We start from the raw sequence: 12,410 nt of genomic DNA, 5'->3' as shown, positions 1-12,410 counted from the left end.
TAAGTCTATACAGAATAACAAAGGGATAAGTGCAAAGCCTTGAAATTAGAAGCATCACACCACTTATCCCTTTTAGGCTCCCTGCAGAAAAAACCTGGCCGTTTTATCACCGGCATCCGGTTTAACCCCGGCAAAGCGATTGACCAGGCGGGTCTGTCGTGAAAATTCCTTAAGCTTGATCTCGATTCTGTACGGAGTAGGGCGGGTGCCTCTCACCCCGGCCCGCACTCTTCCCGAAACGTCTATATTAATCTCACTCACCCTGCCGCCGTTGGCATAACTTCTCCCCCGGGGCAGGCGATTAGTGTTATGATTTATTCTTTCCATTGCTTCGACCCAGGCATTGCCCCACCAGGTCTTGCCGTATTTTCTGCTCCTTGCTTCGCATTCCAGCCAGCATGCCTTACACATGGCTTATTTCTCACCCCCCCTCGCCCCTTCTTTATCTTTCTTTGCTTCTTTATTATAATTAAATCAAAGAAAATTTTTATAATATATCATTACTTAGCATATACTAAGAAAAGGCGAACAATTATATTACAAATATCCCAACCGGGAGGTAATCCTATGTTAAAAAAGCGTATTTCCGTATCACAGAAACGCCAGATAACTATTCCTATAGAATTTTTTAACAGCCTCGGCATTGAAAAGGAAGTTGAATGTTATCTCCAAAACAACGCCATTGTTATCCGCCCTGTGCGGGAGTGCAGTGGTGAATTCGATGAACAAATCCTTGCGGATTTAATTTCTCAGGGTTTTTCTGGAACGGAGCTTCTCGAAAAGTTTAAGGAAATGCGGCGTCAAATTCGTCCTGCTGTTGAACGCTTGCTTGATGAAGCACTCCTTGCTGCCGCCGGTAAAGCTCGATTTTCCACATATGAAGATGTTTTCAATAGGAATCTTTAACCAACAAGGTCATCCAGATCAAAGGAAAGCTGTGCGGCAATCACAGGTGTCTTGACCAATAGAGATTTGCTGAAATCCCACCCCAACAGGATTGTGCTGGACGCTATGTCCGGGTGTTATAAATATATCAAAGCTGAAGAATCTGTTTGGCGGACCAAGAATTTGCTGGAGGAAGGAGCCGACGTGCTTGTCGTAATCGGGGGCGGAATCTCAGCGGTTTACGAAAGCAGGAACTGGCCGGTGAGCTTGTAAAGCTTATACCTGAACGAGCAGGGAAGGCTTTTTTGCTTTTTGACAAAGAACGTTATCGTCTGGCCAAAAGGATTCTACAGAACGGCGGTTTTGTATATGAAAACAGTTTGGCACTGGACAAAGTTGAGTACCTGAGAGGCCGGGGCATCGTGTTTCCCGGCTCTGTAGACGGTAAAAAAATACTCACCATGCCATTGGAGATTCTGGAAGTATTTCGGGAGATGGATACCCCCGAATTAAAAAAGGTGGTCAACCGGAATACCGAGTGGATACGTTTAACTCACGGCATGCTGTACTATTACGGTGTCAAACCCGCACCAAGGTGGGAAGAAATGACCCCTTTCCCTGCGGCAGCGGCAAGAAGTATAAAAAATGCTGTGGAAAGTGACCACGCCTACAAGTTAATCCAGCGCAGGGCGAACATAACCGCCAGGCCCAGGGTCATGGTGGCGATGACGCTGCGGGTTTTATAGGCCGCGGCCGCCGCTACGCAGCCCGCCAGCAGGTAATGGTTGCCGGTGCTGATGTCCAGGCTGCCCCGGGGCAGTAAAAGGGCGGGGGTGATTAGGGCCGTTAGGATGGCGGTGGGTACGTGCTTCAGCCATCTGCCCATCCACCCGGGCACGCCGCTGCGGCTGAACAGGGCCAGGCAGGCAAAACGGGTGAAAAAGGTGGCCGCGGCCATGCCGGCGATAACAAGCAGAGTTTCATTGTGCAGCATTGTTTTCCCCCTCCAGCAGGCCGCCGGCGACGCTGGCCGCCAGGCTGGCGATGATAATATACCATTTCCCCGGCAGGTACATGGCGCCGGCCACGGAAACTACCGCCGCCAGGGCGCAGACCAGGGCGCCGGTTTTGTCCGCCAGGCGGGGCATTAAAAGGGCCAGGAACATGGCCGGCATGGCGAAATCCAGCCCCCAGGCCAGTGGGTCGGCAATGCGCTCCCCCAGGCAAACCCCCACCGTTGTCGATGCTATCCAGGCTAGATAAAACGACAGGTTGCACCCCAACTGGTAACCGGGGTGGTACCTGTTTTGCCGCACCCGGTCCATGGTCAGGGCGTAGGTTTCGTCCACCATGCCGAAGGCCAGCAAGGCTTGCACGGGTACGGGCAGGCGGTTCATGTGCGGGGCCAGCGAGGCCCCCATCAGCAAGTGGCGCAGGTTGATCAGCAGTGTAGTAAGCACAATCAAGCCTCCGGCGGCACCGGCACCCAGCATGGTCATGGCCACAAACTGGGAGGCGCCCGCGAAAACCAGCACCGACATCAGCACCGTTTCCAAGGGCGTCATACCCACGGTGATGCCCATGATGCCGCAGGCCAGCCCGAAGGGCACAACACCCACCAGAACCGGCAGGCCGTCCCGGACCCCGGACTGGAATTCAACCATCATTACATTGTCCCGGCCGGGCATTATTCTTGCCGTGCCCATGTGCTTCCCTTTTTCCAAGGTTCTTTTCCCCGGCCTGCGCACCGGTTACGTGGTGGCCGACCCGGCCCTGATCAACCGCATGGCCCTGGAAAAGCAGTTTATCGACTTGCACAGCAACAACCTGGCCCAGTGGCTGCTGTGCCGGTTTTTGGAGAGCGGCGCCCTGGCAGAACACCTGGCCCTTGTGCGCGGGGAATACAAAAAACGCCGGGATGCGCTGGCCAAAGCGCTCCGGCGTTATTGCGGCGCGGACCTGTCTTTTGAGATCCCCGGGGGAGGGTTTTTCATCTGGTGCCGCATCAACCGGCTTTTTTCCGCAAGCCGTTTGCTTGAGCGGGCCACCGGGGAGGGAGTGTCTTTCGTGCCGGGTGAGGCGTTTTATGTGCATCCGCCCGAGGGTGAAAAGGAGCTGCGCCTGTGTTTTGTCACCCATGCAGAGAAAACATTGCAGGAAGGCGCCCGCCGGTTGGCCCGGGCGCTGGCCGGGATGAAAAGGGCGGGTAAAAAACAATACACCGTGGTGAACCAGCCGGTGATACCGATTGTGTAAACTTCCGGCCTTCCGTGTGATCAATTCAGGCAAGCAGGAACCGCTGTTTATTCATCTCCGTGGGGCCGGTACAGGCGAATAAAATATGCCTTAATTGCATCCAGTTATTGCCTGTGATATGATGAGCTTATTAAATACTTGAGTGGTGGTTGTCTTGTCCGAAAAAATATTGCCGGAAATGAGAGAGTTTTCGCCTTTACACAAACAGTATATTATCGCCGTATTGAATGAAGTGATTAATTATTACGGCGAATCCCTTGTGGGCTGCTCTGTCTTTGGCTCTTATGCCCGCGGTGACAACCGTAAAAACTCGGACCTGGATCTGTTGATTATCCTCGGCAAGGCCCCCGGCTTTAGTCGCCGGCTTGCTGATTTTGTTGAACACATAGAAATGAAACACGAAAAAATAGCTCAAAAACTATATGAGCAAGAGGATATTCTTATTGAACTTTCCCCTTATATTTTGACTCGGGAAGAAGCACTTAAGGTTCACCCCATCTACTTTGATCTGGTTGAACACCATCATATAATTTACGATCCGGAAAACATTATCGTTCAAATAATAAATCTAACAGCAATTTTGATGGAAAAATCAGGCGCCGAGAAGAGCAGGACCAATAACACATGGGAGTGGAAAACCGGGAAAATGGGTTTTCTTGGGGGGGTGGAACTGTGAAGGTAGATGAGCTGTCTTTATCTTATCTGAGAAAGGCCCAAGTTCGTTTTAAGGCGCTGTTTTTTTACAAGGACAACGAGGCGTATTCCGATGTGGTCAGGGAAGCCCAGGAATTGGTGGAACTCCTGTTGAAGGCTGTTTTAAGGGCCATTGGTGTTGAAGTGCCCAAGGTTCATGATGTGAGCCGGACACTGGAAAAACACCGCTCATTGCTTCCTCCGGCCCTGATTGAATCTTTGGACGACATCAAAAAAATCTCCAAGCGATTGCGCAAGGAAAGGGAGCTAAGCTTTTACGGAGCGGAGGATTTTATTCCCACCGAAGAGTATGGTTTGGAAGACGCCGAAATGGCCATCAATGATGCTGGGTTTGTTTTGCAAGCGGTGCAAAAGGTTTTTACAGACCCTGAAAAAAATAACAAAAAGGACCGGGCAGAGCGGTGAAAAAAAAGCAGGTAAAATTGCAGGGGTGAAACGAGGGACGGCTCCCTTGTTCCACCCCTGTCTTGTTTTGCCGGGGGATGGTTTGCCATTGGGGCGGGGTGTCTGCCTTCTACCCGGATTGTGTTATGGAGAACACTTGGCGCAGATGGATCTGAACAGGGATTTATCGTCGGCGTCACCCCGGCTGGAACTCTTGCGCCACGGGTTGGATGACGATCTGGTGATGCTGCGAAGGAGTTAATTACCGGTTAACTGGTCTTCCCAATAACATAATGTCTTCTGAAATTTTAACCATTGCCTAAAAGTAAGAGCAATCGAAGTATATACTTATGATTTAAAGAATTTTTAACAAGGACCTCTGGAGTATAAAACAAATAAAAACAAAATAAACGGCATCACGTGCACCCTTTCATGTTCCACGTTTCCCCTAAATGGGTACTAAGGCATGTTTAGGACCGTATTACACCGTCCAGGTTGCACGATTTAGCCGCATTACGATTATTAATAGTTTACCATGTTTTTGGGTATTTTAAAAGTCCTTGAGGAATTTTGTTTTTCATTTAAAAAGTCATGATGAGCTACCCCGGCAAAAACGGATTTAAATTCAGGGCACGTATTTCAAAGGGTTGCAGATCTGGTTAACAGAGCGTAGACAAATTGAACAGCGCTTAGTCCAGGTACTTCGCCGGAATACCCCTCAGAATATCTTCGGCTTCCTTGACAATTCTCTGCACCAGATCTTTTACCCTGGGCATATCATTGACCCGCTGCGCCGACTCGCCCGCCGCCAGCAAAGCTTTTTCCTTGTTACCCTCGTACACGGCGTTTATGGATTCCCTCTCGAAATCGATCAGGGACATGTCGATGGTGGTGTAGTCGTCGGGGACGCCCAGGAAGACACCGGGCGATTTCTGCAGCGTGTTCCTGGCGTGCTCCTGGCTCCTGGGTGTTTTCAGCCAGCGGGCCGGGCCGACAAAGCCGCGGGCAATCAAGGTGGCCCTGTCCCCGGCCTCCACAACGCCTTCCTTCCAAATCGGGTGGAAATCGCTTTCTTCGGTGGCCAGGAACCTTGTCCCCATTTGCACCCCGTCGGCGCCCAGGGCCAGGGCGGCGGCCAGCGTCCTGCCGTCACAAAAACCACCCGCTCCCACCACCAGTGTGTTCTCATCGGAAACCGCCTCCACCACGGCGGGCAGCAAGACAATGGAATGCACCGGCTCCCAGGAGGTATGGAAACCACCCTCATGACCGGATGCCACGATCACATCAACGCCGGCTTTCTTGCAGCGCAGCGCGGCCTTGACGGACGGCATAACATGCATCCAGATCAGGTCGGTCTTTTTAATTGCATCAGACCAGGGGAGGGGATCTCCGGCGGAGGTAACCAGGACTTTGAATCGCTTTTTCATCTCCGGGTCTTCTTCGCGGGCCTTGATCATGGTTTTCACAATCAATGCGGCTGATTCTCTCATTTCAGCCGACACCATGACGTTGATGCCGAAGATGCCTTGTGATTCCCTGGTTTGCTCCAGAGTCTGCTGAAAAATTGTTCTCAAAATAGTTTCCGGATCGGCATCGGGATCGGCGCCACCACTGCGGCAGAAATATTTGTAGATTTCCGGCTGGCTATCTTTGGTTGTGATACCGCTCGAACTAATCAGGCCCAGTACGCCGGCATTTGCAGATGCAATGCACAGCTTATTGGTTCCGAAAGGTCCCATTCCCGCCTGAATGATTGGATACTTGATTCCGACAAGGTCGCAAAGTCTTGATTTGATCATAAGCTATTCCTCTCCTCCTTTGTTAGTATGAACCATGTTTTATTGAATAAGCATAATTAATTAGTAACTAAGGCCCCTTACTCTATCCCTATACCTACATATGCCTATGGATAGATCTACGCAAATTTTAGGCCAACTTTCATTCTCTTGCGTCTTTAAAATTTAATGTCTCTTATAAGCTATATTGCCTGGAGCATATAGTATAAACAGGCTGTTTTTCAACGGTACGAATATTGTGTATGTAAACAGTTTTAAAATAAGTTATTAAGGGAATGTTCTAAATCTTAACACCATAATATTGAGAGATGCTTTTTTATCGAAATAAAGGGGGAAATTGCCCTGGTTTAAACGGTAGTATCGTTAAACGTTATGTTTAATGAATGAACCTTTAATCGCTGGTATTTGCAAAGCGCCGGAACTTGTGGTACATATTTAGGAAGGTGACAAACCGACACAAGGAGTAAGCCGATGAAATTAAAGGTGATCCCCGAGGATTTCGTGGTCAGGGAACTGGCCCATCCGCCTGTTCAAAAAAAGGGGCCTTACCGGCTGTACCTATTTGAAAAAAAGGGCTGGAATACCATTGATCTTTTAATGCGGCTGGCAAAGGCCCATCACCTTCCCTACCGCCTTTTTGCTTACGGGGGATTAAAGGACCGGCACGCCCATACCTTTCAGTATGTCACGGTGAAGCATCCCGCCGATTTAACCACTGAGGAAAAAAACTTTTCCCTGCGGAGCATCGGCTTTATGGACAGGCCCATGGGGCCCGACCTTCTGGAGGGAAACGAGTTTGCCATCACCATCCGCGCCCTCGGCGAGGCGGAGGTATCCCGCATCAGCCGCCGGGTTGATGAAGTACGGGGTTTTGGCTACCCCAATTACTATGATGACCAGCGTTTTGGCAGCTTGGACCGCCAGATGGGCCTCATGGCCGAGCGATTGCTGAAAAAGCACTATAACGGCAGCCTGCAGATCTACCTTACCGGTATTTACCCGGAAGAAAAAAGAGAGGCCAGGGAACGCAAGCTCTTTTTTCGCGAGCACTGGGGGGATTGGACGACCTGCCTTTCCCGTGCCAAAACCACCATGGAAAGCAAAATATTTTCCTTGCTCGCCGAAAGACCAAAGGCCTACATAGAGGCTTTGCAGGTGATCCCCCGCGAAGAGCTTTCGCTCCTTTTTTCAGCTTACCAGAGTTTCCTTTTTAACGAGCTTTTAAGAAGGATTTTGCATGATCTGGGGCTTGATTTGGCGGCTGTATCCGGGGTAGCCGGACCCTATCTTTTTTACCGGCGCCTGGAAAGAAAAGAGCTTGCCTATTTGGAACCTCTTTTCTTACCGCTGGCTGCCGGCCGCATGGGATTTCCCGATGCCCGCAGCGAGCAGCTCTTTGCCGCCATCCTGGAGGAGAGGGGTATCAAGCATGGCAGTTTCAACATTCGCAAGGTGCGGCAAGCCTTTTTCAAGTCCACGCCCAGGAATGCCATAGTTTTTCCCGGCGATTTTCGTTTGCAGCCCGCGGAACCTGATGATCTTTATCCCGGCAAACACAAAATCCGCCTTTTTTTCAAGCTGCCGCGGGGGAGCTACGGGACAATGCTGATCAAGAGGTTGACCATGTCATGAACCATGAAAAAGAGCGGCAGCGCCTGGATAAAGTGCTTGCTCATCTGGGGTTTGGCACGCGCAAAGAGATTAAGAAGCTGGTGAAAGAAAAACGGGTGAAGGTCAATGGCGAGCCGGCTGAAGACCCGGGATTGCATGTTTTGCCCGGCCAAGATCACATCGAGGTGGACGGGGAACCCGTAAAGTATAGACAGTACATCTATTTAATGCTAAATAAGCCGCAGGGTGTTCTGTCCGCCACGGAGGATAAATACGCGAAAGTGGCTGTTGACTTGCTCCCTCCCAGGTATCGTGCATTTCACCCGTTTCCCGTAGGGCGGTTGGACAAAGATGCCGTGGGATTGCTTTTAATTACCAATGACGGCAAGCTGGCCCACCAGCTTTTGTCACCCAAAAAACATGTACCCAAAACGTATTATGTTGTAGTACGCGGCATGGTTACAGAAACAGATGTGGAAACGTTTCGCCGGGGGGTAATCCTGGATGACGGCTACCGTGCCATGCCCGGCAAGTTGAAGATTCTTCGTTCCGGACCGGAATCCGAGGTCGAACTGATCATTTATGAAGGAAAATATCATCAAGTAAAGCGCATGTTTGAAGCTGTGGGCAAGAAAGTAACTTATCTCAAGCGGGTTGCCATGGGGCCTTTAATGCTGGATAAACGATTAAAGCCCGGGGAGTGCCGTGAATTGTCGGAAGAAGAAGTCAGCAAGCTGCTTTTCCTTGTCAACCGCCATAAAAATTCCTCCCAATAGCGTGGTTTTAAAGAAATTTCCCCTCAAGCCTTAAACTCTCCCCTTGTCCCGGGATTAACCCCGGGTCGGGGAGAAAAGTTGAAATTGCATCTTGCCAATTAACAGCCTTAAGTATATATTATGGGTATATTTTTATCACCGGTCGCGGAAACCCGGTTTAAAAAAACAAGGAGGCGGTTTGGTTGCGTTTGTTTTCTGTGGTAATGGCGGCATTTGTTACGGCGTTGTTGGTATCAAACACAGTTGCGGTGAAGGTAACCCAACTCGGACCGTTTTATTTTGACGGTGCAACGATTCTTTTTCCTATTACGTATATCTTTGGAGATATATTGACAGAGGTATATGGATACAAGCGAAGCAGAATTGTTGTCTGGACAGGGTTTGCAGCCTGCGCGTTCATGTCTTTTATTTACTGGTTGGTCGGCATACTACCCGCTGCGGAAGGCTGGACCGGTCAGAGCGCGTATATGTCCGTGCTGGGCCAGACACCGCGTATTGTTATCGCCAGTTTGACCGCTTATTTTTGTGGGGAATTCGTAAACGCGTACGTCCTCGCCAAAATGAAGGTGGCAACAAAGGGTAAATATTTGTGGACCCGCACGATCGGATCAACACTGGCGGGCGAGGGAGTAGACACGGTTGTATTTGTAATCATTGCCTTCCTGGGTGTCATCCCGAATCATATGCTGTGGTACATGATGTTATCAAATTACGTGTTTAAAACCGCCTGCGAAATACTGGCGACACCGGCAACTTATGCCGCGGTGGGGTTTTTGAAAAAAGTCGAGCATGTGGATTATTATGATACGGACACTGATTTCAACCCGTTTAAATTTTCATTTAAAGATTTGGAAGGTTGCACTTTAAACCGGTAGGGACAAAAATTATTTTCTTCAGTAAGATTTAAGAAGATTTAAGCCAGGTTTAACTTGTAAACGGGAGAAAACGGTCCCGCTTGCGGTTATTGCTCTTCTTCAGAATTTAGGATGATACTTTGAAAAACATAAACCGGGGTGAACCCGGTTTATGTTTTCGATGCCTGGTATGTCCCAACTATGATTTGTGTTTTTTAAAATTTTCAACTACTCGAGTTAAATGTTCCTTGATAATTTTGCTCGCCAAGTTTGCATCTTTCCGTTCCAGTGCATTTAGTAATTGCTCATAGTCATTAATAAAGCTAATTTGTTCATTTTTGATAATGCTCTTTCTAACTCTCCTTACATAATCCTCCATATTGGCAAGGGCCCTGTTTATCCATTTGTTTTTGGTTTTGGAAATAATTATATGGTGGAAATTATTATGGGCATTATCATATTCATCAATAATGCCTTCTTTCAAGGCGTTTTCCATGACCTTGATTTGTTTTTTCAAATATTCAATATCACTTGGTTCACAGGTTTCCGCTGCAATTTTAATAGCATAAGTTTCAATTATTTCGCGGAACTCATAAAGCTTAACTACATCTTCGATGGAAATGTCCGTGACAACAGCTCCCCTAAAGGGCCTGATTTCTACAAATCCTTCATTTTGCAATTGAATTAGCGCTTCTCTGATGGGAGTTTTGCTCATTCCAAGCTCGTCTGATAAATTTGCCTCTCTTAGTTCGTCTCCTGGTTTATAATACCCGTTAATTATATCTTCCTTTATTATTTCATAAGCTTGTTCCTTTAAAAGCTTAACTTGGGCCTTCCGTTGAGTTTTGCTGTTTTCCATAGTAAAATTCCCCATTTCACGTATATTAAGTATAATATATTATAGTTTTTTTTTGGTCAAGGACATAAGAGGTTTTTTACCAGCTTTACATTTATGAAGCATTAGAATTTTTAAAAAATGTATTGAATGGTTTGCTAAGTATGAATATAATATATTATATATAATATATCAATATGTTTACAGGAGGGCTTTTGATGAAACCGGATCTCAGTGTAGAAGTATGTGGCATTAAATTTAAAAACCCCGTTGTAGTGGCATCAGCGACCCCGACCAAAGATGCCAAGTACATGCGCAAATGTGTAGAAGCGGGAGCAGGCGGCGTAATATCCAAGACCATTAGCCCCGAACCGTTGCTCACCAAATACGTATCACCAAGGTTTACAGTTTTACACAAAAAAGGCTGGCCCCACATTTACTCCAACTACTCTTGTGAATTTTTAGCCACCTATTCAGTTGACGAGTGGATGAACGAGCTGAAACTTGCCAGGAAATACTGCGATGAGGGCGGATCGGTATTAATCGGCAGCATCTCCGGTGACTCCTTGCAAACCTGGTCCGAGCTGGCGAAGAAAGTAGAAGATATTGGTGTGGACATGCTCGAGCTTAACTTTGGTTGCCCCCACCCGCGTGACCTGGGTTACAAGAGCGGCCAGGAACTGGGCAGCGACCCGGATGCGGCGGCGGAAGTGGCCAAAATAGTGGTTGACTCCGTAAAAATCCCTGTATTCGTTAAGCTGACCGCTGAAGCGGTAAGCCCCGTATATGTAGCCCAGCGCGTCAAGGAAGCGGGCGCCAGTGGTGTGACAGTAGTCAACAGATTCCCTGCGCTGGACGTGGACCTGGACACCGGCCGCCCGTTACTGCACTCCACCTTTGCGGGAGTGGGCGGGCCGTGGATGAGACCGATCACCCTGAAGTGGATCGCCAAAGTGGCCCGGGAAGTGAAGATACCCATTTCCGCCACCAACGGCATCAGAACCTGGCAGGACATGATCAAGTGCACCATGGTCGGCGCATCGACCATTCAGACCTGCACCGCGCTCATGTACGGCACCAAACAATACGGACACATTCAAGAATTCCTGGACGGGATGGAAAAATACCTGGCCGATAAAGGCTATAAATCCCTTGATGAAATCCGGGGCATCACCCTGCCGCAGATTAAGACCTGGGATGTTGTGGACCGTGAAACCAAGGCCATTTCCAAAGTTAACAGTGAAAAATGCACCGGCTGCGGGTTCTGCACCACCTGGTGCTTCTACGATGCCGTATCCATGTATGAAGAAGGCGGCAACAAGCGTAAGGCCCAAATTGACCCGAACAAGTGCGACGGCTGCGGCTTATGTGCATCACTTTGTCCCAAGGATGCCATCACCATGGAAGGACCCAAGCCGGTATTCCTTGGTGACTTCAGTTAATTATTTTCATTATAAAAATACTTGCAGAGGAGGAATTACATAATGGCGAAACCGGAACTGGAATTTTTCGACCATGACCTTAATATTGGCTGGCGCCAGGTAGAAGGGGCGCAAGAAGGGATTATCGAGAAGATCCTCAGTGAAGACCCCGAAACCGGCGACTACACCAGGCTGTTGAAGTTCCCTCCGGGCATGACCACAACTGAGGTATTGGTGCATGACTTTTGGGAAGAAGTATACATCTTAAAAGGCAGCCTCTACGACATCAACAAAAAAGAAACCTACATCGAAGGCATGTATGCTTGCCGCCCGCCCGGAATGAAACACGGCCCTTATGAAATTCCCAATGGCTGCATGACCCTGGAAATAAGGTACTACAAGAAATAATTACGGGAGCCCCCTTCCCTTGTTGCAACAGAGGAAGGGGGTATGTCCTTATAAACCATTTATCAAATTTATGGAGGTTACCCATAAATGAGAAAAAAAACCATTGCTATTTCTATTAATGAAAAAAACTGCAAGCGATGCGGCTATTGTATCGAATTTTGTCCGGCCAAAGTATACGGGGCGGCCAAAGATGGACTGCCGTTGGTAAACGAGCTCGATAAATGTACCAGCTGCGGGTTTTGCGAGTTGCGCTGCCCGGACTTCGCCATAACGCTGGAGGTGATTGCCGGTGAGTAGACCGAAAGGAATGCAACTGCTTCAGGGAAATGAAGCCTGCGCTTGGGGAGCAATTGACGCCGGGGCAAGATTTTTTGCCGGCTATCCCATAACACCATCATCTGAGATTGCAGAAGTTTGCGCCCGGGAATTACCCGGGTATGGCGGGGTATATATCCAGATGGAAGACG

Annotated in this window: 16 protein-coding genes and 2 pseudogenes; 13 read left to right on the top strand and 5 right to left on the bottom strand. The window is 48.8% G+C overall.

Annotation, left to right across the window (positions count from 1 at the left end; translation table 11 throughout):
• Nucleotides 1-72: 72 nt before the first annotated feature.
• Nucleotides 73-411: a hypothetical protein gene (locus tag IT084_RS10550; RefSeq protein ID WP_243276909.1), complete on the bottom strand. Its 339-nt coding sequence runs from the start codon at nucleotides 409-411 to the stop codon at nucleotides 73-75.
• A 156-nt stretch (nucleotides 412-567) separates the two neighbouring features.
• Here IT084_RS10550 and IT084_RS10545 point away from each other — a divergent pair, with 156 nt between their 5' ends.
• The 3 genes from IT084_RS10545 to IT084_RS19015 all read left to right on the top strand — a co-directional run bounded on the left by IT084_RS10545 (nucleotide 568) and on the right by IT084_RS19015 (nucleotide 1,546).
• Nucleotides 568-906, top strand: coding sequence for an AbrB/MazE/SpoVT family DNA-binding domain-containing protein (locus IT084_RS10545; protein WP_195712828.1), 339 nt, complete (start codon nucleotides 568-570; stop codon nucleotides 904-906).
• 51 nt (nucleotides 907-957) lie between these two features.
• A complete protein-coding gene (locus tag IT084_RS10540) occupies nucleotides 958-1,158 on the top strand; it encodes a hypothetical protein (protein ID WP_195712827.1) in 201 nt (66 codons plus the stop codon).
• A 265-nt stretch (nucleotides 1,159-1,423) separates the two neighbouring features.
• Entirely contained in the window at nucleotides 1,424-1,546 is a 123-nt protein-coding gene (locus IT084_RS19015) for an SEC-C metal-binding domain-containing protein (protein ID WP_395879707.1), read from the top strand.
• A 6-nt stretch (nucleotides 1,547-1,552) separates the two neighbouring features.
• Here IT084_RS19015 and IT084_RS10530 read toward each other — a convergent pair whose 3' ends face one another.
• Both IT084_RS10530 and IT084_RS10525 read right to left on the bottom strand, forming a co-directional pair.
• The gene (locus IT084_RS10530; RefSeq protein WP_243276907.1) at nucleotides 1,553-1,879 is read right to left on the bottom strand and encodes an AzlD domain-containing protein; all 327 of its coding nucleotides are present in this window, start codon (nucleotides 1,877-1,879) and stop codon (nucleotides 1,553-1,555) included.
• Nucleotides 1,866-2,609, bottom strand: a complete 744-nt coding sequence (locus tag IT084_RS10525; protein WP_243276906.1) for an AzlC family ABC transporter permease — start codon at nucleotides 2,607-2,609, stop codon at nucleotides 1,866-1,868. Before IT084_RS10525 ends, IT084_RS10530 begins: the two co-directional genes overlap by 14 nt.
• On the opposite strand from IT084_RS10525, the gene IT084_RS10520 reads away from it, so the two are divergent.
• The 3 genes from IT084_RS10520 to IT084_RS10510 all read left to right on the top strand — a co-directional run bounded on the left by IT084_RS10520 (nucleotide 2,590) and on the right by IT084_RS10510 (nucleotide 4,260).
• Nucleotides 2,590-3,141 carry an aminotransferase class I/II-fold pyridoxal phosphate-dependent enzyme gene (locus tag IT084_RS10520; RefSeq protein WP_195712920.1) on the top strand — a complete coding sequence of 184 codons (552 nt, stop codon included), beginning with the start codon at nucleotides 2,590-2,592 and terminating at the stop codon, nucleotides 3,139-3,141. The genes IT084_RS10525 and IT084_RS10520 overlap by 20 nt on opposite strands.
• Before the next feature lie 145 nt (nucleotides 3,142-3,286).
• Nucleotides 3,287-3,817 (top strand): nucleotidyltransferase domain-containing protein, encoded by a 531-nt coding sequence (locus tag IT084_RS10515; RefSeq protein ID WP_313885464.1) that lies wholly within the window; start codon nucleotides 3,287-3,289, stop codon nucleotides 3,815-3,817.
• Nucleotides 3,814-4,260, top strand: coding sequence for a HEPN domain-containing protein (locus tag IT084_RS10510; protein ID WP_195712826.1), 447 nt, complete (start codon nucleotides 3,814-3,816; stop codon nucleotides 4,258-4,260). The genes IT084_RS10515 and IT084_RS10510 overlap by 4 nt, the downstream gene beginning before the upstream one ends.
• A gap of 668 nt (nucleotides 4,261-4,928) precedes the next feature.
• Here IT084_RS10510 and IT084_RS10505 read toward each other — a convergent pair.
• Nucleotides 4,929-6,041, bottom strand: a complete 1,113-nt coding sequence (locus tag IT084_RS10505) for a nitronate monooxygenase family protein (RefSeq protein WP_195712825.1) — start codon at nucleotides 6,039-6,041, stop codon at nucleotides 4,929-4,931.
• A gap of 462 nt (nucleotides 6,042-6,503) precedes the next feature.
• Between IT084_RS10505 and truD the strand changes: the two are divergent.
• The 3 genes and pseudogenes from truD to IT084_RS10490 form a co-directional block, all read left to right on the top strand.
• Nucleotides 6,504-7,670 (top strand): annotated as a pseudogene (gene truD / locus IT084_RS10500) (tRNA pseudouridine(13) synthase TruD); the annotation flags it as partial.
• Nucleotides 7,667-8,425, top strand: a complete 759-nt coding sequence (locus IT084_RS10495; RefSeq protein ID WP_195712823.1) for a pseudouridine synthase — start codon at nucleotides 7,667-7,669, stop codon at nucleotides 8,423-8,425. The pseudogene truD and the gene IT084_RS10495, both read left to right, overlap by 4 nt.
• A gap of 182 nt (nucleotides 8,426-8,607) precedes the next feature.
• A complete protein-coding gene (locus tag IT084_RS10490) occupies nucleotides 8,608-9,300 on the top strand; it encodes a queuosine precursor transporter (protein ID WP_207744527.1) in 693 nt (230 codons plus the stop codon).
• Between the two features lie 178 nt (nucleotides 9,301-9,478).
• Here IT084_RS10490 and IT084_RS10485 read toward each other — a convergent pair whose 3' ends face one another.
• Nucleotides 9,479-10,138, bottom strand: a complete 660-nt coding sequence (locus tag IT084_RS10485; RefSeq protein ID WP_195712822.1) for a GntR family transcriptional regulator — start codon at nucleotides 10,136-10,138, stop codon at nucleotides 9,479-9,481.
• Between the two features lie 194 nt (nucleotides 10,139-10,332).
• On the opposite strand from IT084_RS10485, the gene IT084_RS10480 reads away from it, so the two are divergent.
• From IT084_RS10480 to IT084_RS10465, 4 genes and pseudogenes are all read left to right on the top strand, one after another.
• Nucleotides 10,333-11,556 (top strand): tRNA-dihydrouridine synthase, encoded by a 1,224-nt coding sequence (locus IT084_RS10480; protein WP_195712821.1) that lies wholly within the window; start codon nucleotides 10,333-10,335, stop codon nucleotides 11,554-11,556.
• A gap of 42 nt (nucleotides 11,557-11,598) precedes the next feature.
• Complete coding sequence (locus IT084_RS10475; protein WP_195712820.1) at nucleotides 11,599-11,943, top strand: cupin domain-containing protein; 345 nt, start codon at nucleotides 11,599-11,601, stop codon at nucleotides 11,941-11,943.
• 87 nt (nucleotides 11,944-12,030) lie between these two features.
• Nucleotides 12,031-12,240 (top strand): ferredoxin family protein, encoded by a 210-nt coding sequence (locus IT084_RS10470; protein ID WP_195712819.1) that lies wholly within the window; start codon nucleotides 12,031-12,033, stop codon nucleotides 12,238-12,240.
• A 10-nt stretch (nucleotides 12,241-12,250) separates the two neighbouring features.
• Nucleotides 12,251-12,410, top strand: a pseudogene (locus tag IT084_RS10465) (2-oxoacid:acceptor oxidoreductase subunit alpha); the annotation flags it as partial.

This window comes from Desulfallas sp. Bu1-1 (assembly GCF_015594625.1).
GTDB lineage: Bacteria > Bacillota > Desulfotomaculia > Desulfotomaculales > Desulfallaceae > JADNRQ01.
The sequence above is the reverse complement of the archived record's forward strand: the minus strand, read 5'-3'. Positions and strand labels throughout refer to the sequence as shown.